This window comes from Hydrogenophaga sp. L310, from assembly GCF_055703065.1.
This window is the reverse complement of record NZ_JBVPZA010000003.1, coordinates 376,019-396,430: the sequence shown is the minus strand read 5'-3', so window position 1 is coordinate 396,430 and position 20,412 is coordinate 376,019. Positions and strand designations below refer to the sequence as shown.

19 protein-coding genes are annotated in these 20,412 nt (G+C 65.9%); 11 read left to right on the top strand and 8 right to left on the bottom strand.

Features of this window, described 5'->3' with window-relative positions; genetic code table 11:
- Nucleotides 1–10 precede the first annotated feature (10 nt).
- Both AC0GNO_RS08590 and xdhC read right to left on the bottom strand, forming a co-directional pair.
- Nucleotides 11–774, bottom strand: a protein-coding gene (locus tag AC0GNO_RS08590) for an IS5 family transposase (RefSeq protein ID WP_472903710.1) whose coding sequence is annotated in 2 segments (ribosomal slippage) — nt 11–459 and nt 459–774 — 765 coding nt in all. Because the reading frame shifts where the segments join, the coding sequence is not laid out codon by codon here.
- Nucleotides 702–1,634 carry a xanthine dehydrogenase accessory protein XdhC gene (gene xdhC, locus AC0GNO_RS08585; RefSeq protein WP_472903709.1) on the bottom strand — a complete coding sequence of 311 codons (933 nt, stop codon included), beginning with the start codon at nt 1,632–1,634 and terminating at the stop codon, nt 702–704. Before xdhC ends, AC0GNO_RS08590 begins: the two co-directional genes overlap by 73 nt.
- A gap of 185 nt (nt 1,635–1,819) precedes the next feature.
- Between xdhC and AC0GNO_RS08580 the strand changes: the two genes are divergently transcribed.
- Nucleotides 1,820–2,377 (top strand): hypothetical protein, encoded by a 558-nt coding sequence (locus tag AC0GNO_RS08580; protein WP_472889519.1) that lies wholly within the window; start codon nt 1,820–1,822, stop codon nt 2,375–2,377.
- A 202-nt stretch (nt 2,378–2,579) separates the two neighbouring features.
- Here AC0GNO_RS08580 and uraH read toward each other — a convergent pair whose 3' ends face one another.
- Entirely contained in the window at nt 2,580–2,933 is a 354-nt protein-coding gene (gene uraH, locus AC0GNO_RS08575; RefSeq protein WP_472903708.1) for a hydroxyisourate hydrolase, read from the bottom strand.
- A gap of 69 nt (nt 2,934–3,002) precedes the next feature.
- Here uraH and AC0GNO_RS08570 point away from each other — a divergent pair, with 69 nt between their 5' ends.
- The 10 genes from AC0GNO_RS08570 (at nt 3,003) to AC0GNO_RS08525 (ending at nt 14,397) form a co-directional block, all read left to right on the top strand.
- Nucleotides 3,003–3,671: a GntR family transcriptional regulator gene (locus tag AC0GNO_RS08570; RefSeq protein ID WP_472903707.1), complete on the top strand. Its 669-nt coding sequence runs from the start codon at nt 3,003–3,005 to the stop codon at nt 3,669–3,671.
- Nucleotides 3,668–4,618, top strand: coding sequence for an allantoinase PuuE (gene puuE, locus AC0GNO_RS08565; RefSeq protein ID WP_472903706.1), 951 nt, complete (start codon nt 3,668–3,670; stop codon nt 4,616–4,618). Before AC0GNO_RS08570 ends, puuE begins: the two co-directional genes overlap by 4 nt.
- Before the next feature lie 6 nt (nt 4,619–4,624).
- The gene (uraD, locus tag AC0GNO_RS08560) at nt 4,625–6,409 is read left to right on the top strand and encodes a 2-oxo-4-hydroxy-4-carboxy-5-ureidoimidazoline decarboxylase (RefSeq protein WP_472903705.1); all 1,785 of its coding nucleotides are present in this window, start codon (nt 4,625–4,627) and stop codon (nt 6,407–6,409) included.
- Nucleotides 6,410–6,416: 7 nt separating this feature from the next.
- Entirely contained in the window at nt 6,417–7,670 is a 1,254-nt protein-coding gene (locus AC0GNO_RS08555) for a M20 family metallopeptidase (protein ID WP_472903704.1), read from the top strand.
- 91 nt (nt 7,671–7,761) lie between these two features.
- Nucleotides 7,762–10,059 (top strand): NADP-dependent malic enzyme, encoded by a 2,298-nt coding sequence (locus AC0GNO_RS08550; protein WP_472903703.1) that lies wholly within the window; start codon nt 7,762–7,764, stop codon nt 10,057–10,059.
- Between the two features lie 302 nt (nt 10,060–10,361).
- The gene (locus tag AC0GNO_RS08545; RefSeq protein ID WP_472903702.1) at nt 10,362–11,393 is read left to right on the top strand and encodes an ABC transporter substrate-binding protein; all 1,032 of its coding nucleotides are present in this window, start codon (nt 10,362–10,364) and stop codon (nt 11,391–11,393) included.
- Nucleotides 11,394–11,461: 68 nt separating this feature from the next.
- The gene (locus AC0GNO_RS08540) at nt 11,462–12,295 is read left to right on the top strand and encodes an ABC transporter ATP-binding protein (RefSeq protein WP_472889531.1); all 834 of its coding nucleotides are present in this window, start codon (nt 11,462–11,464) and stop codon (nt 12,293–12,295) included.
- Nucleotides 12,296–12,305: 10 nt separating this feature from the next.
- Nucleotides 12,306–13,067, top strand: a complete 762-nt coding sequence (locus tag AC0GNO_RS08535; RefSeq protein WP_177136246.1) for an ABC transporter permease — start codon at nt 12,306–12,308, stop codon at nt 13,065–13,067.
- Nucleotides 13,064–13,540: a nucleoside deaminase gene (locus AC0GNO_RS08530; protein ID WP_472889533.1), complete on the top strand. Its 477-nt coding sequence runs from the start codon at nt 13,064–13,066 to the stop codon at nt 13,538–13,540. Before AC0GNO_RS08535 ends, AC0GNO_RS08530 begins: the two co-directional genes overlap by 4 nt.
- Nucleotides 13,541–13,566: 26 nt before the next feature.
- Nucleotides 13,567–14,397, top strand: a complete 831-nt coding sequence (locus AC0GNO_RS08525; protein ID WP_472903701.1) for an urease accessory protein UreD — start codon at nt 13,567–13,569, stop codon at nt 14,395–14,397.
- 33 nt (nt 14,398–14,430) lie between these two features.
- On the opposite strand, the gene urtE is transcribed toward AC0GNO_RS08525, so the two are convergent.
- From urtE to urtA, 5 genes are all read right to left on the bottom strand, one after another.
- Nucleotides 14,431–15,123 carry an urea ABC transporter ATP-binding subunit UrtE gene (gene urtE, locus AC0GNO_RS08520; protein ID WP_472889553.1) on the bottom strand — a complete coding sequence of 231 codons (693 nt, stop codon included), beginning with the start codon at nt 15,121–15,123 and terminating at the stop codon, nt 14,431–14,433.
- Nucleotides 15,124–15,148: 25 nt separating this feature from the next.
- Nucleotides 15,149–16,024 (bottom strand): urea ABC transporter ATP-binding protein UrtD, encoded by an 876-nt coding sequence (urtD, locus tag AC0GNO_RS08515; RefSeq protein ID WP_472889535.1) that lies wholly within the window; start codon nt 16,022–16,024, stop codon nt 15,149–15,151.
- A complete protein-coding gene (gene urtC, locus AC0GNO_RS08510; protein WP_472903700.1) occupies nt 16,021–17,151 on the bottom strand; it encodes an urea ABC transporter permease subunit UrtC in 1,131 nt (376 codons plus the stop codon). The genes urtD and urtC overlap by 4 nt, the downstream gene beginning before the upstream one ends.
- 5 nt (nt 17,152–17,156) lie before the next feature.
- Nucleotides 17,157–18,782, bottom strand: coding sequence for an urea ABC transporter permease subunit UrtB (gene urtB, locus AC0GNO_RS08505; RefSeq protein ID WP_472903699.1), 1,626 nt, complete (start codon nt 18,780–18,782; stop codon nt 17,157–17,159).
- A gap of 141 nt (nt 18,783–18,923) precedes the next feature.
- On the bottom strand, nt 18,924–20,186 hold the full coding sequence (gene urtA / locus AC0GNO_RS08500) for an urea ABC transporter substrate-binding protein (RefSeq protein ID WP_472889554.1): 1,263 nt from the start codon (nt 20,184–20,186) through the stop codon (nt 18,924–18,926).
- Nucleotides 20,187–20,412 lie beyond the last annotated feature (226 nt).

Here is a 20,412-nt window from a genome sequence, read left to right as displayed (position 1 = left end):
CTAGGGCCTGTTAACACATCCGAAGTCCATCAGCGACGAGGACGAAGCTGATGAAGCCCAGGAACATGAGATCGAGTTTCTCGAAGCGCGAGAAGATCCGGCGATAACCCTTGAGCCTGCGAAACAGGCGCTCGACCTCATTGCGACGCTTGTACATCTCGCGGTCGTACTCCCAAGGTTCGATGCGCGTCTTTATCGGTGGCACCACTGGAATGAAACCCAGATCCAGTGCCAGCTGCCGTGTCTCGTTGCCTTCGTAGGCACGGTCCATCAACAAATGCACCGGCCTGCTGGCCGGCCCAAGACTGCTGAGCAGGCGCCGGCCTTCGGGTGCGTCGTGCGCCTGCCCAGGCGAGAGACAGAACGTCACGGCCGTTCGAGCATCCGCGGCAACCATATGAATCTTGGTGTTCCATCCCCCTCGGGACTTTCCGATGGACTGCGGACCGTTTTTTTTAACGCCCCCGTGCCATCGGGATGGACCTTGATGCTCGTGGAGTCGAGCGAGACCGCTTCGATCTTGATGCGCACGACCTGCGCTCGCTGCAACTCCTCGAACATGCGATCAAGTACACCGGCCTTGGTCCAGCGGTTCATGCGCGTGTAGATGGTATGCCAGTTGCCAAACCGCTTGGGCAGTCCGCGCCACTTGCAGCCATGCTCGGCCACATAGAGGATCGCATTGACCACCTGCAGGTTGCTCAGGCTGACGTTGCCACGCTGCTTGGGCAGGCAGTGCTCAATCGTGGCGAATTGCTCGGGCGTGATCTCCATGCCCCGGAGTATCCGCCGCAGTGGACGCAATCGCTATTAGTGTTAACACGCCCTAGCAACAACTGAGCCACAACCGAGGCCGCGATCACGGCGGGCTCCTTGCCGGTGATGCCCGGCAGTCCGATCGGACAAGTGACCCGGGCCAGCTCGGCATCGCTGAAACCCCGCTCGGCCAGGCGGTGCCGGAAGGTGGCCCACTTGGTGTGGCTGCCGATCAGGCCCACGAACGGCAGGTCGGCCGTGGTGCGCTGACGCTGCAGGCAGGCCGCCACGATGTCGAGGTCTTCCGCGTGTGAAAAGCTCATGATCAGCACCAGCGAACCCGGAGCGAGATCGCCCACGGCCGCCTGTACCGGGTCGGAATGCTCCGCATGCACCTGCGGCGGCAGATCGCAGGGAAACACCTCGTCGCGGCTGTCGATCCAGGTCACTTCGAAAGGCAGGGGTGCCAGCGCCTGCACGATGGCCCGCCCCACGTGACCGCCGCCGAACAGGGCCAGCGGCGCCAGCCGGGGGCTCAGGCGCTGGCGCAGGGCGTCACGGTCCGTCGCATGGACCGGCTCGAACCGCAGGCGCACCCGGCCACCACAACACTGCCCGAGGCTGGGTCCCAGGGCCACCTCGTGCTCCCACACGCCGCCACCCGCCATGTGGCCGGTCAGCGCCAGCCGTTCGCGCGCCTGGCGAACGGCGTTCCATTCGAGCTGGCCGCCACCGATGGTGCCCACCTGGGTGTCGCCAAACACCGCCATCCAGGCACCACGCTCGCGCGGCACCGAACCGCGCGTCTCCGACACGCTGACCAGCACCGCTGGCGCGAGGGCCAGATACCGCAAGAAACTGTCAAGTTCCGGGGTCATGTGTGGTGCGTTTGCCTACAGAACTGTATGAAGACGTAAAGCCGGAGCGTGCTGCGAAGTATCACCGCGACCAGCAAACACCCCCAGGCGAAAGCCACATACACTTCATCAGATTGCCCGTATGAGCCCGACATCGCCACCCCGCTGGCAGCCCGTGCGGACCTCGCATCAGGAGACCTGGCACCATGAACATCACCACCCCCGCCCACCCGGGACCGGTCGGCCCCGCACCAGCCGACTCCAGCCGCCTGCGCAGCGTCTGGGGATCGCTCGCGTTGTGCGCCGCTGCCCTGCTGGCCGCCTGCGCGTCGCCAGTGACAGCCCCCCCCACAACACCACCGGTCGTCGACCCCATTGCCTTGCCAACGCCCTCACCCGAGGTGCCCCCGAGCCTGGTGTCGAAAGCCGACAACCCGCGTGCCTACCGCCAGGACGGCGCCCGCCACATTTATGGGAAAAACGCCCACCGCATCTTCAAAGGCCAGTTGCCGCCGCTGATGCACGCCGTCGGCGTGCTGCAGGTCGATCTGGACAACCGCGGCAACGTGCGGCGCCTGAACTGGATGCGCGCCCCCTCCCATGCCCCCGACGTGGTGCGCGAGATCGAACGCACCGTGCACGAAGCGGCTCCGTTTCCGGCGCCCGTGCAGCTGGGCAGCGTGATCTATACCGATGTCTGGCTGTGGGACAAGAGCGGCAACTTCCAGCTCGATACGCTGACCGAAGGGCAAAGGAGTAAGTAACACCCCCGCCGCGCTGCGCGCGACCCCCTCAAGGGGGCAACGCGGTGCGGCCCGGCAAAGCCGGTTCCGCCGCGTTCTGGGTTCATACATCTCTCGCCGGAGACCGTGCCTGTGTCCAGGATGCGGTGGAACCGGCTTTGCCGGGCCACTCGCATCGCCCCCTGGGGGGTGACGCGAAGCGGCGCGGGGGGGAGATTGGAAATCAGCTGCCTCTGTATGTGGAATAGCTCCACGGACTCACCAGCAGCGGCACGTGGTAGTGCTGGTCGGTGTGGGCCACGCCAAAATCCAGCGCCACGCGGTTGAGGAAATTGGGCTCCGGCAGCGCCACGCCCCGGGCCGCGAAATACCCTTTCACATCGAACACCAGCCGGTAGGTGCCCACCTTGAGGCTGGCGTTGTCGTAGAGCGGGCCGTCGGGGTTTCGGCCGTCGGCGTTGAGCTCAAAGCGCTTGACCAGCGTGGCCAGATCGCCCTCGGTGGTGTAAAGCTCCACGGCCATGCCGGCGGCCGGGCAGCCATGCATGGTGTCCAGAACGTGTGTACTCAAGCCCATGGGGATTCCTTTCCATTGCAGTCGACTGAAAGTGTATACACTTTTTGTTTTTCTGGATATGATGCCCGCATGGAAACCTCCAGCACCCGCCACATCGTCGAGTCCCTCACCAAGGCCATCGTGGAGCACCGGTTGCATCCGGGCACCAAACTGGCCGAGCAGAAGCTCGCGGACCACTTTGGCGTCTCGCGCACCTTGGTGCGCCAGGCGCTGTTCCAGCTCTCGCAAAACCGCCTGATCCGGCTGGAGCCCGCGCGCGGTGCCTTCGTGGCGGCACCCTCGGTCGAGGAAGCCAAACAGGTGTTCGCCGTGCGCCGCATGCTGGAGATTGAAATGACGCGCGCCTTCGTGCGGCAGGTCACGCCAAGCAAGATCAAGGCCTTGCGCGAACACGTGGCGCAGGAAAAGCGGGCCGTGGACAACCAGGATGTGCCAGGCCGCACCGAACTGCTGGGCGACTTCCACGTGCGTTTGGCCGAACTCATGGGCAACCAGGTGCTGGCCGAACTCTTGCGCGAGCTGATCTCACGCTGTGCCCTCATCACGCTGATGTACCAGAGCACGAACGCGGCCGAACACTCCAACGAAGAACATGTCGCCATCGTCAAGGCCCTCGCCGCCAAAGACGAAGACACCGCCGTGCGCCTGATGAATCAACACCTGATGCACGTGGAAGAAGGCCTGACCTTCGACCGCAAGCTGCCGTCCAACGACATCTCGATGGCCTTGTCCTCATGATCTACGACGCCACCGCCCCCTACCCCCGCGACCTGGTCGGCTATGGCCGCGACGTGCCGCACGCGCGCTGGCCGAATGGCGCGCGCATCGCCGTGCAGTTCGTGCTGAACTACGAAGAAGGCGGCGAGAACTGTGTGCTGCACGGTGACGCGGGATCGGAGCAGTTCCTCTCGGAAATGTTCAACCCGGCCTCGTTCCCGGACCGGCACATCAGCATGGAAGGCATCTACGAATACGGTTCGCGTGCCGGGGTCTGGCGCATCCTGCGGGAGTTCGAAAGGCGCGACCTGCCGCTGACCGTGTTCGGCGTCGCCACCGCGCTGGAAAAACACCCGGAGCTGACCGCAGCGTTCAAGGAACTGGGCTACGACATCGCCTGCCACGGCCTGAAGTGGATCCACTACCAAAACGTGGAAGAAGCCACCGAGCGCGCCCACATGACCGAGGCGATGTCGATCATCGAACGCCTGACCGGTGAAAGACCGCTGGGCTGGTACACCGGCCGCGACAGCCCGAACACGCGCCGCCTCGTGGCCGACTTCGGCGGTTTCGAATACGACAGCGACTACTACGGCGAAGACCTGCCGTTCTGGATGAAGGTCCGCAAGAGCGACGGCAGCGACGCGCACCAGCTCATCGTGCCCTACACGCTGGACTGCAACGACATGCGCTTCGCCCTGCCCCAGGGTTATTCACATGCTGACCCGTTCTTCCAGTACATGAAGGACACGTTCGACGCGCTCTACGCCGAAGGCGACCCGGAGGGCCTGGACCGCCCCAAGATGATGAGCATCGGCATGCACTGCCGCCTGCTCGGCCGCCCGGGTCGCATCACCGCGCTGCAGCGTTTCCTGGACCACATCCAGTCGCACGACAAGGTCTGGGTGGCGCGCCGTCTGGACATCGCGCGGCACTGGAAAGCCACGCACCCCCTCCACGCCGCCTGAACCGCCATGCCCATCACCCTGGACCAACTCAACGCGGCGCCGCTGGCCGAGGCCGCGATGCTGCTCGACGGCCTGTACGAACACTCGCCCTGGATCGCCGAGCAGGCGCTGCAACAGCGCCCGTTCGCGTCGCTCGCGGCGTTGAAACACGCGATGGTGCGCGTGCTCAACGAGGCTGGTGTTGAACCGCAGCTCGCGCTGATCCGCGCCCACCCGGAGCTTGCGGGCAAAGCGATGGTGAGCCAGTCGCTCACCGCCGAATCGACCAACGAACAATCCAAAGCCGGACTCACCCACTGCACGCCCGAGGAGTTCGCGCACATCCAGCGCCTGAACGCCGACTACAACGCGAAGTTCGGATTCCCCTTCATCCTCGCGGTGCGCGGTCCGCGCGGAGCGGGCCTCACCAAGGCGGAGATCATCGCCACCTTTCAGCGCCGCCTGCACCACCCGGTGGACTTCGAGCGCGCCGAGTGCCTGCGCAACATCCACCGCATCACCGAGATCCGCCTGAACGACAAGTTCGGCTTCGAGCCGGTGCTGGGCAACGCGGTCTGGGACTGGCACGAAGACCTGGCACGCCACACCGACCCGGGCTGCGCCGAACTCGGCCAGCTCACCGTGACCTACCTGACCGACGCACACCGGGCTTGTGCGGCGCAGTTGCAGCGCCAGATGCTGGCCCTCGGCTTTGACGAGGCCCACATCGATGCGGTGGGCAACGCGGTGGGCCGTTACCACGGCAACTCGCCCGGTGCGCCCAGCTTGCTCACCGGCAGCCACTACGACACCGTGCGCAACGGTGGCCAATACGACGGGCGCCTGGGCATCTTCGTGCCCATGGCCTGCGTGCAGCAGTTGAAGCAGGCGGGCAAGCGCCTGCCCTTCGCCATCGAGGTGGTGGGATTTGCCGAAGAAGAAGGCCAGCGCTACAAGGCCACCTTCCTCGGCTCGGGCGCACTCACCGGCCACTTCAATCCGGCCTGGCTGGACCAGCAGGATGCCGACGGCGTCACCATGCGCGCCGCCATGCAGCACGCCGGTCTGCCCGCCACGCTGGAAGCCATAGGCTCGCTGCGACGCGACCCGGCCAAATACCTCGGCTTCGTCGAGGTGCACATCGAGCAGGGTCCGGTGCTCAACGAACTCGACCTGCCGCTGGGCATCGTCACCTCCATCAACGCCAGTGTGCGCTACCTGGGCGAAGTGATCGGCATGGCCAGCCACGCCGGCACCACGCCCATGGACCGGCGCCGCGACGCCGCCTGCGCCGTGGCCGAGCTGGCGCTCTACGCCGAGCAGCGCGCCGCGGCCGACGGCGACTCGGTCGCCACCATCGGCATGCTGCAGGTGCCCAACGGCTCCATCAACGTGGTGCCGGGCCGCTGCAGCTTCAGCCTCGACCTGCGCGCGCCGAGCGATGCCCAGCGCGATGCGCTGGCAGAGGACGTGCTGGCGAAACTCGGCGACATCTGCAGCCGCCGCGGCGTGCGCCACACGCTGGAAGAAACCATGCGCGCCGCCGCCGCACCCAGTGCCCCCGCCTGGCAGGCGCGCTGGGAAGCGGCTGCGGCCGCGCTCGGCGTGCCACTGCACCGTTTGCCCAGCGGTGCCGGCCACGACGCCATGAAGCTGCACGAAGTGATGCCGCAAGCCATGCTGTTCGTGCGCGGGCAGAACAGCGGCATCAGCCACAACCCGCTCGAATCCACCACCAGCGACGACATGGACCTGTGCGTGCGCGCCTTCGCGCACCTGCTCGGCCAACTCGCCGCCGAACAAAAGGCTTGAAGACCCCATGATCACCGCCTACCGACAACTCGACGCCTGGATCGACGCCCACTTCGACGAAGAAGTGCGGTTCCTGCAGGAACTCGTGCGCGTGCCCACCGACACGCCGCCCGGCAACAACGCGCCCCACGCCGAGCGCACGGCCGAACTGCTGGCCGCCATGGGCCTGACCGCCGAAAAACACGCTGTGCCCGAAGCCGAGGTGAAGGCCGCCGGCCTGGAGACCATCACCAACCTGATTGTGCGCCGCCGCTTCGGCGAGGGTGGCAAGACCATCGCGCTCAACGCGCACGGCGACGTGGTGCCACCCGGCGAAGGCTGGACGCACGACCCCTACGGCGGCGAAATCGTGGACGGCCGGATCTACGGCCGCGCCACCGCCGTGAGCAAGTGCGACATCGCCAACTTCAGCTTCGCCATCCGCGCACTCGAATCGCTCGGCCTGCCGCTCAAAGGCGGCGTCGAACTGCACGTGACCTACGACGAGGAATACGGCGGCGAGGTCGGCCCGGACTGGCTGCTCAAGAACGGCCTCACCCAACCCGACCTGATGATCGCCGCCGGCTTCAGCTACCAGGTGGTGGTGGCGCACAACGGCTGCCTGCAGCTGGAGGTGACGGTGCACGGGGACATGGCACACGCCGCCATCCCCGACAGCGGCACCGACGCGCTGCAAGGCGCGGTGCACATCCTCAACGCGCTCTACGCGCTCAACGCCGACTACCTCAAGGTCACCTCCAGCGTCGAAGGCATCACCCACCCCTACCTCAACGTGGGCCAGATCAGCGGCGGCACCAACACCAACGTGATCCCCGGCAAGGTGGTGCTCAAGGTGGACCGCCGCATGATCCCCGAGGAAGACCCGGCCGAGGTGGAAGCGGCCCTGCGCCGCACCATCGCCGAAGCGGCCGCCAGCTTCAACCCGCCGCGCGGTGGCCGGGCGATCAGCGTGGACGTGAAACGCATCCTGCTGGCGCGTGCGCTCAAGCCCCTGCCCGGCAACCAGCCGCTGGTCGAAGCGATCAAGAAACACGGGCAGGAACTGTTCGGCGAGCCCATTCCGGCCGTCGGCACACCGCTCTACACCGACGTGCGCATCTACGGCGAACACGGCATCCCGGGCGTGATCTACGGCGCCGGCCCGCGCACCGTGCGCGAGTCCAATGCCAAACGCGCCGACGAGAACCTGCTGCTGGAAGACCTGCGGCGCGCCACCAAAGTGGTTGCCCGCACCCTGCTGGATGTGCTGCAGGCCGCCTGAGCCACCTGTGGAATGTCCCCGCAGATGGTCGGCGGGCAGCGTGCCACAATGACCGCCCGCCCACGCCGGGCGGCCCGATTCTGGAGAGACCATGACACCCGCTGAACAAGCCCTGCGCGACGCCGCTTTCGAATACCACCGCTCGCCCGGCAAGGGCAAGATTTCCGTCACCCCGACCAAGCCGCTGTCCAACCAGCGCGACCTGTCGCTGGCGTATTCGCCCGGTGTCGCCTATCCCTGCCTGGCCATCGAGGCCGACCCGTCGCTGGCTTCGGAATACACCGCGCGCGGCAACCTGGTCGGCGTCATCACCAACGGCACCGCCGTGCTCGGGCTGGGCGACATCGGCCCGCTGGCGAGCAAGCCGGTGATGGAGGGCAAGGGCTGCCTGTTCAAGAAGTTCGCCGGCATCGACGTGTTCGACATCGAACTCGCCGAGCGCGACCCGGACAAGCTGGTCGACATCATTGCCGCGCTGGAGCCCACGCTGGGGGGCGTGAACCTCGAAGACATCAAGGCGCCCGAGTGCTTCTACATCGAGAAGAAACTGCGCGAGCGCATGAAGATCCCCGTCTTCCACGACGACCAGCACGGCACCGCCATCATCTCCAGCGCCGCCCTGATCAACGGACTGGAGCTGGTCGGCAAACAGATCGGTCAGGTGAAGATGGCGGTGTCGGGCGCGGGCGCCGCGGCCATCGCCTGCCTGGACCTGATGGTCAACCTCGGTGTCAACATCGAGAACATCCTGGTCTGCGACTCCAAGGGCGTGATCCACACCGAACGCGCCGACGTCGCGGGCGGCAAGCTCGACGAATCCAAGCAGCGCTACTGCCGAACCACCGCCGCGCGCACGCTGGCCGATGCGATGCAGGGCGCCGACGTGTTCCTCGGCTGCTCGGCCGCGGGCGTGGTGGATGCCGACATGGTCAAAAGCATGGGCTCGCAACCCATCATCCTGGCGCTGGCCAACCCCGAGCCCGAGATCCGGCCCGAGATCGCCAAGGCCGCGCGGCCCGACTGCATCATCGCCACCGGCCGTTCGGACTACCCGAACCAGGTCAACAACGTGCTGTGTTTCCCCTACATCTTCCGCGGTGCGCTCGACTGTGGTGCCACCAAGATCACGGAAGAGATGAAGCTGGCCTGCGTGCGCCAGATCGCGGACCTGACCAAGAGCGAGATCAGCGACGAAGTGGCCGCCGCCTACGCCGGGCAGGAGCTGGTGTTCGGCCCCGACTACATCATCCCCAAGGCCTTTGACACCCGCCTGATCCTCAAGATCGCGCCCGCCGTGGCGCAAGCCGCTGCCGACTCCGGCGTGGCCACCCGCCCCATCACCGACATGGTGGCCTACAAGGAGAGCCTGGGACGCTTCGTCTACCAGACCGGCATCCTGATGCGGCCGATCTTCAACGCCGCCAAGGCCCTGCCTCCGGAGCGCAAACGGGTCGCCTTCGCCGACGGTGAAGACGAGCGAGCGCTGCGCGCCGCCCAGATGGCGATCGACGACCAGCTCGCCGTGCCCATCCTGATCGGGCGCCCCGCCGTGATCGCCGCACGCATTCAAAAGGCTGGCCTGCGCATGCGTCTGGGTGTGGACGTGCAAAACACCAACCCCGAGGACGATCCGCGCTTCCGCCAGTACTGGGAGCACTACCACAAGCTCATGGCGCGCAACGGCGCCACACCCGAAGTGGCCAAGGCCGCGGTGCGCCGCTCCAACACCATCATCGGCTCGCTCATGCTCTCGCTGGGTGATGCCGATGCGCTGATCTGCGGCCTGGTGGGCAGCTACAGCACCCATCTGGAACGCATCGACGCGATCCTGGGCAAACAGCCTGGCGTGACCAACTACGCCGCCGTCAACGCGCTCATGACCGACCGCGGCCCGATCTTCATCGCCGACACCTACGTCAACGAGGACCCGAACGCCGAACAGCTGGCCGAGATCGCCTTCATGGCCGCGCAGCAGGTGCAGCGTTTCGGCATACCGCCCAAGATCGCCTTCCTCTCGCATTCGAGCTTCGGCTCCAGCAAGCGGACCTCGGCCAGGAAGATGCGCGCCGCGCGCGACCTCTTCGTGGCGCAGCATCCCGGGATCGAGTGCGACGGTGAACTGCACGGCGACGCCGCCCTGCAGGAGGAAATCCGCCGCAGCTACGACGCGCAGACCACGCTCACCGGTTCGGCCAACCTGCTGATCTGTCCGAACCTCGATTCGGCCAACATCCTCTACAACGTGCTCAAGACCACCACCAGCGGTGGCGTGACGGTGGGCCCGGTGCTCATGGGTGCAGCGGCCACGGCCTACATCCTCACGCCCGCCGCCACCGTGCGCCGCGTGCTCAACATGACGGCCCTGGCCGCCGCGAGTCACAAGGCCTGAGCGCCTGCGCGGTCCGCAACAACCCAGGGGGACGCCGAGGCGTCCCTTTTTTTGCCCCGGCGGACCCCACCGCACCGAAACAGGACAGCACCACAACGGTGCCACACCACCTGGGCGTGCACCGTTCAGGGTTGGCCCTGATGACGTCCAGCCCCGGAGTCACAAAAATGTGTATACACATACTGTGTTCAAGTCCCGGGATGCATGCCGATCACACTGGCATCCTTATTGCTGATGAACCTTCGCATCCGGGAGCCGCCCCGCGCCCACCCGGCCACCCCACGCCGACCATCGGAGACCCCATGAACAAGCGCTTCTTCCTCAAGACCACCGCCGCCCTGGCCGCAGCTGCCGCCTTTGCCAGCGCCCACGCGCAGACACCGATCAAGTTCCAGCTCGACTGGCGCTTCGAAGGCCCGGCCGCATTGTTCCTGCAGCCCGCCGCCAAAGGCTATTTCAAGGCCGCCGGGCTGGACGTGATCATCGACTCGGGCAACGGCTCGGGTGGCACCGTCACCCGCGTGGCATCGGGCACCTACGACATGGGCTTTGCCGACATGGCCGCCCTCATGGAATTCCACGCCAACAACCCGGACGCCCCCAACAAGCCGGTGGCCGTGATGATGGTCTACAACAACACGCCCGCCGCCGTGCTGGCGCTCAAGAAGAGCGGCATCACCAAGCCCGCCGACCTGAGCGGCAAGAAGCTCGGCGCCCCAGTGTTCGACGCCGGCCGCAAGGGCTTCCCGATCTTCCAGAAAGCCAACGCCGTGAGCAACGTGGCCTGGACCTCGATGGACCCGCCGCTGCGCGAAACCATGCTGGTGCGCGGTGACATCGACGCCATCACCGGCTTCTCGTTCACCTCGCTGCTCAACCTCGAAGCGCGCGGCGTGAAGGCCGAAGACGTGGTGATCCTGCCCTACGCCGACCACGGTGTGAAGCTCTACGGCAACGCCATCATCGCCAGCCCCAAGCTGATCAAGGAAAACCCGGCCGCCATCAAGGCCTTCCTGACCGCGTTCGCCAAGGGCGCCAAGGAAGTCATGGCCAGCCCGGCCGACACCATCGGCACCGTGAAGGCGCGCGACGGCATCATCAACGTGGCGCTGGAAACGCGCCGCCTGCAGCTCGCCGTGGACTCGGTGGTGGCCAGCCCCGACGCGCGCAAGGAAGGCTTCGGCCAGGTCAACCCCGGCCGGCTTTCGCTGATGGCCTCGCAGGTGTCGGATGCCTACGGCACCAAGACCCGCGTCGATCCCAAGGCGGTGTGGAACGGCAGCCTGCTGCCCAGCGCCGCCGAACTCAACGTGCTGCCGCCGGCCAAAAAATAAGCCCTTTCCAGACCAGGACCTGGGCCAGACACTCTGCGGAGCGGCTGGCCTTTTTTTCGGAAACCCGCATGTCCAACGCCACCACCACCGACAAGCCCTTTGTCGATTTCGACCAGGTCTGGCTCGCCTACAACGACGACCTGCTGGCCAGGAACATCTTCGCGGTTGAAGACATCAACCTCAAGGTGAAGAAGGGCGAGTTCATCGCCATCGTCGGCCCTTCGGGCTGCGGCAAGTCCACCTTCATGAAGCTCACCACCGGGCTGAAGATGCCCAGCATGGGCAAGATCCTGATCGACGGCCAGCCCGTGACCGGTCCGCTGAAGATCTCGGGCATGGCCTTCCAGGCGCCGTCGCTGCTGCCCTGGCGCACCACGCTCGACAACGTGCTGCTGCCGCTGGAGATCGTCGAGCCTTTTCGCAGCCAGTTCAAGGACCGGCGCAAGGAATTCGAGGAGCGCGCGAAAAAGCTGCTGGAATCCGTGGGCCTCGGCGGCATGGAAAAGAAGTTTCCCTGGGAGCTCTCGGGCGGCATGCAGCAGCGCGCCAGCATCTGCCGCGCCCTGATCCACGAGCCCAAGATGCTGCTGCTCGACGAGCCCTTCGGCGCACTCGACGCCTTCACCCGTGAAGAACTCTGGTGCACGCTGCGCGACCTGTGGGAGGCGCAGCGCTTCAACGTCATCCTGGTCACGCACGACCTGCGCGAGAGCGTGTTCCTGGCCGACACGGTGTACTGCATGAGCAAGAGCCCGGGGCGCTTCGTGGTGCAGCGCGAGATCGACATCCCACGCACGCGCGACCTCGAAGTGACCTACACGCCGCAGTTCACCAACATCGTCCATGAACTCAGGGGCCACATTGGCGCCATGCGCAAGGCCGGTGCAACGATCAACCAGTGAGAAGCACGCCATGAACAAAAAACAAGTCGAACGCTGGTCGCCCTTTCTGCTGCTGATCGCCATCATCGTGATCTGGGAAGTGATCACCAGCGGCTTCGGCGTCTCGGAGTTCATCTTCCCCAGCCCCTCGCGGATCTGGGAGCAGACGCTGGAGCACAAGGTCACCATCCTGGGCCACGCCTGGCGCACCTACTGGGTGACCATGGCCGGCTTCGGCATCGCCATCGTGGTCGGTGTGCTGCTGGGCTTTCTGATCGGCAGCTCGCGCCTGGCCTATGCCGCGGTGTACCCGCTCATGACGGCCTTCAACGCGCTGCCCAAGGCGGCCTTCGTACCGATCCTGGTGGTGTGGTTCGGCATCGGCGTTGGTCCGGCGATCCTGACCGCCTTCCTCATCAGCTTTTTTCCCATCATGGTGAACATCGCCACCGGACTCGCCACGCTGGAGCCCGAGCTGGAAGACGTGCTGCGGGTGCTCGGTGCCAAGCGCTGGGACGTGCTGACCAAGGTCGGCCTGCCGCGCTCCATGCCTTACTTCTTCGGCTCGCTCAAGGTCGCCATCACGCTGGCCTTCGTGGGCACCACGGTGTCGGAGATGACCGCCTCGAACGAAGGCATCGGCTACCTGCTGATCTCGGCCGGCAGCTCCATGCAGATGGGCCTGGCCTTCAGCGGCCTGCTGGTGGTGGGCGCGATGGCCATGGCCATGTACGAACTGTTCAGCTTCGTGGAAAAACACACCACGGGCTGGGCACACAGAAGAGCTGAATGAACGCCGATCAGGTTCTGCGGCATCTGCGTCGCGCCAACGAGGTGGCGCTGCGCGCCGCCAGCATGGGCCGGCATCCGTTCGGCGCCCTGCTGGTCGCGCCCGATGGCGAGACGGTGCTGGCCGAGCAGGGCAACATCGACACCGTCAACCACGCCGAGTCCACACTCGCCCGCACGGCGGCGGGCAACTGGCCCGGGGAATACCTGGCGCGCTGCACGCTCGTCACCACCTTCGAACCCTGCGCCATGTGCACCGGCACGGTCTACTGGGCCAACATCGGGCGCATCGTCTACGGCGCGAGCGAAGAAGCCCTGCTCGCGCTCACCGGCAGCCACGCAGAAAACCCCACCCTGTCCCTGCCCTGCCGCGAGCTGATTGCGCGCGGTCAGAAATGCATCGAAGTCATCGGCCCGGTGGCCGAACTGGAAGCCGAGATGCTCGCCCCGCACCGCGACTTCTGGCAAACCAGATAGCGACGCGGGGAACCTAAACTCACGCCATGTCCTGGCACGCCCAACTGAATCTCGACTACCGCCTGGAAGCCCAACGCACCGTGCTCCGCCACGAACACAACGGCCCGCTGCGCATTTTCAAAAGCCTCTACCCCGAGGGCGACGCGATCTGCCACAACGTCATCATCCACCCGCCCGGCGGGCTCGTGGGTGGCGATGTGCTGGATGTGCGGGTGCACGTGGGCCGCGGCGCACACGGCCTCATCAGCACCCCGGGCGCCACACGCTTCTACGCCTCCGATGGCCTGCCCACCACCCAGCAGGTGAACCTCGTGCTCGATACCGGTGCCCGGTTCGAATGGCTGCCGCTGGAGGCCGTCGCCTACCCCGGCTGCCGGGCCCACAACCGCCTGAGCGCCACGCTCGCCGAAGGCGCCGAGCTGCTGGCCTGGGACGTGACCGCGCTCGGCCTGCCCATGGCCGGCCAGGCGTTTGACCACGGCTGTTTCAACCAGCGGCTGGAGCTGCCGGGCCTCTGGCTGGAGCAGGCGCGCATCGACGCGGCCGACACCCGGCTGCTCGAATCGCCGCTGGGCCTGGGTGGCCAGCGCTGCATCGGCACACTCTGGCTGGCCTGCGGCACGGCGCTCACGCGAGAGCGCCGCGAGCACCTGCTGGAGGTGGTGCGCGGCGTGCTGGATGCCGAGCCACAGAGCACACAGGCCGGCGCCACCTGTCCCCACCCGCAGCTGCTGGTGCTGCGCGCCGTGGCGCCGCTGGTGGAACCCTTGATGGCGCTGTTCCAGCGCGTCTGGACCGAACTGCGTCCCGCCGCGTGGGGACTGGGCGCCGCGACACCCCGCATCTGGCGGGTGTGAAAGGCGCTGGTGATCGCCCCTGCGCGACCACCCTCAGATCGCCACCAGCTGGCGCACGCCCCTCGCCTGCATCTCGCTGCCCGGGCCGCTGGCGATCACCTCGCCGCGCTCCATCACCACGTAGCGGTCGGCCAGCTCTTCGGCGAAGTCGTAGTACTGCTCCACCAGAACGATGCCCATGTTGCCGCGGTCGGCGAGCATGCGGATCACCTTGCCGATGTCCTTGATGATGTTGGGCTGGATGCCTTCGGTGGGCTCATCCAGGATCAGCAACTTCGGCCCCGCGGCCAGCGCACGGGCGATCGCCAGCTGCTGTTGCTGCCCACCGGAGAGGTCACCGCCACGGCGGCCGAGCATTTGCTTGAGCACCGGGAACAGCTCGAACAGCTCGGCCGGAATCGGCGTGCCGCCTTTCTTGTAGGCCAGCCCCATCTGCAGGTTTTCCTGCACGGTGAGGCGTCCAAAAATTTCGCGCCCCTGCGGCACGAAGCCCACGCCCATGCGGGCGCGTTCGTAGGGTGTGGCCTTGTCGATCGCCACACCATCGAGCGAGATGCTGCCGCTCTTGATGGGCACCAGACCCATGAGCGATTTGAGCAGCGTGGTCTTGCCCACGCCGTTGCGGCCCAGCACCACCGTCACCTGGCCCAGCTCGGCGCTGAGGTTGACGTTGCGAAGGATGTGGCTGCCGCCGTAGTACTGGTTGACTTGTTTGACTTCGAGCAGGCTCATGGCTTTCTCCGTGGTTTCTTCAGCGACCGAGATAAACCTCGATCACCCGTTCATCCGCCTGCACCTCATCCAGCGTGCCTTCAGCGAGAACCGAGCCATCACACAACACCGTGACCTTCTCCGAAATGGTCCGGATGAAGCTCATGTCGTGCTCCACCACCATCAGCGAGTGTTTGCCCTTGAGCGAAAGGAACAGCTGGGCCGTGCGCTCCGTCTCCTCATCCGTCATGCCGGCCACGGGCTCGTCCAGCAGCAGCAGCTTCGGGTCCTGCATCAGCAGCATGCCGATCTCCAGCCACTGCTTCTGCCCATGGCTCAGATTGCCCGCCAGACGCGCCGCGCTGTCGGCCAGGTGGATGGTGGTCAGCACCTCGCCGAGGCGGTCCTTCTCTTCGCCCGTCGGGCGGAACACCATGCTGTGGCGCACGCGCTTGTCGGTCGCCAGCGCGAGCTCCAGGTTCTCGTACACGCTGAGCTGCTCGAACACCGTGGGCTTCTGGAACTTGCGGCCGATGCCCAAAGCGGCGATCTCGGGCTCGCGGTAACGCAACAAATCAATCGTGCTGCCGAAGAACACATGGCCGCTGTCGGGCCGGGTCTTGCCGGTGATGATGTCCATCATCGTGGTCTTGCCCGCGCCATTGGGCCCGATGATGCAGCGCAGCTCGCCGGGCGCGATGTCCAGGCTCAGGCCGTTGATGGCCTTGAAGCCGTCGAAGCTGACATGCACGTCTTCCAGGTACAGGATGCGGCCGTGCGTGGTGTCCACTTCGCCGGGCGTGTGGATGCGGCCGTAACTCGCGGCGCGGCCACCCGACTCGGTCCGGCCCAGCACGCCCGCGGTCTGCAGTTTTTCAAAGCGCTGCGCGCCTTCTTCCATCAGGTCGGGCGTCATGCCTTGACTCCTTTGCCCATGCGCAGCTTCTTCACCAACCCCACCACCCCCTGTGGCATCCACAGCGTGACCGCGATGAACAACGCCCCCAGGAAATACAGCCAGAACTCGGGGAAGGTCACGGTCAGCCAGCTCTTGGCGCCGTTGACGATGAAGGCGCCGATGATGGGGCCGACCAGCGTGGCGCGGCCGCCGACCGCGGCCCAGACCGCGATCTCGATGCTGGCCGCGGTGCTCATTTCTCCCGGGTTGATGATGCCGACCTGCGGCACGTACAGCGCCCCGGCAATGCCGCACATGACGGCCGAGATCGTCCAGATGGTGAGCTTGTAGGGCAGCGGGTTGTAGCCGCAGAACATGACGCGGCTCTCGGCGTCGCGCACGGCTTGCAGCACGCGGCCGAACTTGCTGTTGACCAGCCAGCGCGCCCACAGGAAGAAACCCAGCAGCGTGAGGCCGGTGAGCACGAAGAGGATCATGCGCATGTTCTGCGTGGCCAGCGGCATGCCCAGGATGCGCTTGAAGTCGGTGAAACCGTTGTTGCCGCCCAGGCCGGTCTCGTTGCGGAAGAACAGCAGCAACGCGGCGAAGGTGAGGGCCTGCGTGATGATGGAAAAATACACGCCCTTGATGCGCGAGCGGAAGGCGAAGTAACCGAACACGAAGGCCACGAGGCCCGGCACCAGCACGATCAGCAGCAGCGTGGCGATGAAGCTGTCGGACAGCGCCCAGTGCCAGGGCAGTTCCTTCCAGTCCAGGAAGACCATGAAGTCGGGCAGCTCGCTCTTGTAGTTGCCATCGGTGCCGATCTGGCGCATGAGGTACATGCCCATCAAATAGCCACCGAGCGCAAAAAACAGGCCGTGGCCCAGGCTGAGGATGCCGGTGTAGCCCCAGATCAGGTCCATCGCCAGCGCGCAGATGGCGTAGCACATGATCTTGCCCAGCAGGCCCACCATGTAGTCGCTCAGGTGGAAGGCACTGCCTTCGGGCACGAACAGGTTGAGCAGCGGCGCCACGGCGCAGACCACCAGCAGCGCCACGACGAAGGCGCTCCAGCCGGTGCGGGTGAGCAGCGGGCCGGCGTGCGGCAGCGTGACGGACGCGGGAACGGGGGGTGTGGTCATGTTGGTCATGCTTCGGCACTCCGGCCCTTCATGGCAAAGATCCCTTGCGGCCGCTTCTGGATGAAGACGATGATGAAGACCAGCACCGCGATCTTGGCCAGCACGGCGCCGGCCCAGCCTTCGATGAACTTGTTGAGCAGGCCCAGGCCCAGCGCGGCGTACACCGTGCCGGCGAGCTGGCCCACGCCACCGAGCACCACCACCATGAACGAGTCCACGATGTAGTTCTGGCCCAGGTCGGGCCCGACGTTGCCGATCTGGCTCAGTGCGCAGCCCGCCAGGCCGGCGATGCCAGAGCCCAATGCAAACGCGTAGGTATCGATGCGCGCGGTGTTCACACCCATGCAGGATGCGATGGGCCGGTTCTGCGTCACGCCGCGCACGAACAGGCCAAGCCGCGTGCGGGTGATCAGCAGCGTCACGCCGATCAGCACGGCCGCCGCAAAGCCGATGATGACGATGCGGTTCCAGGGCAGGTTCAGGTTGCCCAGCAGCGTCACGCCGCCGCTCATCCAGCTCGGGTTTTCAACCCCCACGTTCTGCGCGCCGAACAGGCTGCGCACGCCCTGCATCAGCACCAGCGAAATGCCCCAGGTGGCGAGCAGCGTCTCCAGCGGGCGGCCGTAGAGGAAGCGGATCACGGTGCGCTCCATCGCCGCGCCGACCAGGGCCGAGGCCATGAAAGCGACCGGCAGCGCGGCCAGCAGGTACCAGTCGAACGCACCCGGCAGGTGGTTGCGGAACAGCGCCTGCACACCCCAGGTGGCGTAGGCGCCGATCATGATCAGCTCGCCGTGCGCCATGTTGATCACGCCCATGAGGCCGTAGGTGATGGCCAGGCCGAGCGCGGCCAGCAGCAGGATGCTGCCCAGGCTGATGCCGGTGAAGGCCTGCGCCAGTGCGCTGCCGATGGCGAGCGTGCGGTCCAGTGCCTCCAGCGACGATTGCAGGGCGCCTTTGACGGCGGCGCTGGTTTCGCTTTCCAGGCGTTGCAGCAACAGGGGGCGCACCTCGGGTTTGCGCGTCTCGCCCAGCTTCTGCGCCGCGGCCAGGCGCTGCGCCTCGTCCTCGCTGGCCAGCAGCACGGCGGCCTGAGCCAGCTCCAGCGTCTGGCGGGCCTGGGGGTCGATATCGGCGGCCAGCGCGCGTTCGATCAGCGGCAGCTGCGCCACGTCGGGCTCGTCAAAACTGCCGCGCTGCAGGCTCAGCGCCGCTTCGCGCTGGCGCTCGGGGTCGCCGTCCACGAGCTGCATGCCGGCGAGCGCGGTTTCGATCGCCCCGCGCATGCGGTTGTTGATGGTCACGTCCTGCGCTTCGTCGGTGAGCGCCACGGCTTCACCGGTCACGGCGTCAACCGCCGCTTCATCGCGCACGATCAGCACCTGCGTGCCCTGCACGCGCACGGCCTCGTCGGCCATGGCCTGGATCAGGGTCGCTGCGGCCTTGTCGTCGGTGGCCACGGCAAGCCGGTTCAGGGTGGCGATGCGCTCGTCGCTCTCGCCGGTGGCGAGCACCTGGGCATCGGCCGGGGTGAGCGCATGGGCCAGGCCGCTGGCCGCCAGGCAGGCCGCCGCCAGCAGGCGAAGGGCGCTGTGCAGCCATCGGCCAGAAAAATGGGGGTAGGGACGCATGGGTCCGTCTTTCTCGGTTGGCTGCACAAGGGGCAGAAAGACTCGGGGGAAATGACAGAAAAACCAAAGGCCGGGTTGCAGCAGGCGCCGCCGCACAGCGGCGCCCGCGCACCCCGGCCCCTCCAGGGCCGGAGCCCTGGTTTACTTCATCATGGGCACGTTCTTCTTGCCCTTGTTTTCGACGATGTAGTCGCTCCACGGATCGGCGACCACCGGGCCCGGTGTCTTCCAGACCACGTTGAACTGGCCGTCGGCCTTCACTTCACCGATGAACACCGGCTTGTGCAGGTGGTGGTTTTCCTTGTCCATGGTGCTGGTGAAGCCGCCCGGCGCCTTGAAGGTCTGACCGGCCATCGCTGCAATCACCTTGTCGGTGTCGGTGCTCTTGGCCTTCTCGACCGCCTGCGCCCACATGTTGATGCCGATGTAGGTCGCTTCCATCGGGTCGTTGGTCAGCGGCTTGTCCTTGTGACCGGCGATGTTCTTGGCCTTGGCGTAGGCGGCCCACTTCTTGGTGAACTCGGCGTTGGTCGGGTTCTTGATGCTCATGAAGTAGTTCCAGGCGGCCAGGTGGCCCACCAGCGGCTTGGTGTCCACGCCGCGCAGCTCTTCCTCGCCCACCGAGAAGGCGACAACAGGCACGTCCTTGGCCGACAGGCCGGCGTTGCCCAGCTCCTTGTAGAACGGCACGTTGGAGTCGCCGTTGATGGTGGAGACCACAGCCGTCTTCTTGCCCGCAGCCGCGAACTTCTTGATGTTGGCGATGATGGTCTGGTAGTCGGAGTGACCGAAGGGGGTGTACTCCTCCATGATGTCGGCGTCCGCCACGCCCTTGGCTTTCAGGAAGGCACGCAGGATCTTGTTGGTCGTGCGGGGGTACACGTAGTCGGTGCCCAGCAGCACCCAGCGCTTGGCCGATCCGCCGTCCTTGCTCATCAGGTATTCCACGGCAGGGATGGCCTGCTGGTTGGGCGCGGCACCGGTGTAGAACACGTTCTTGGACAGCTCTTCGCCTTCGTACTGCACCGGGTAGAACAACAGGTTGTTCTTCTCTTCAAACACCGGCAGCACCGACTTGCGCGAGACCGAGGTCCAGCAGCCGAACACCGCAGCGACCTTGTCCTGGTCGATCAGCTGCTTGGCCTTTTCGGCGAACAGCGGCCAGTTGGAGGCGGGGTCAACCACCACAGGCTCGATCTTCTTGCCCATCACGCCACCCTTGGCGTTGATCTCGTCGATGGCCATCAGGGCCACGTCTTTCAGCACGGTTTCCGAAATCGCCATCGTGCCCGACAGGCTGTGCAGCACACCGACCTTGATGGTGTCGGCAGCGTGGGCGGAAAGACCAAACGCGCCCAGGGCGGTGGCGACCGTCAGGGCTTTGAGGGTGAATCGACGTTGCATCATGAAGACTTCTCCAGGTTCGAAAACTTCTGTTGAGGGGGTGACTCTTGCCGCCGTTGCCGCCCTTGTTCGGGCGTTTCACAGCGGACAGATGGATGCTAGGGAGAACCCTGATCGGCGTATGTACGCCGGGTGGCGTATGTGGGGCGTATGGCGTGGGGCTTTGATATGGTCAGGTTGGTTTAAATTTATCCTTGCAATTCAGGAATTAAGTTCCATAATTGCA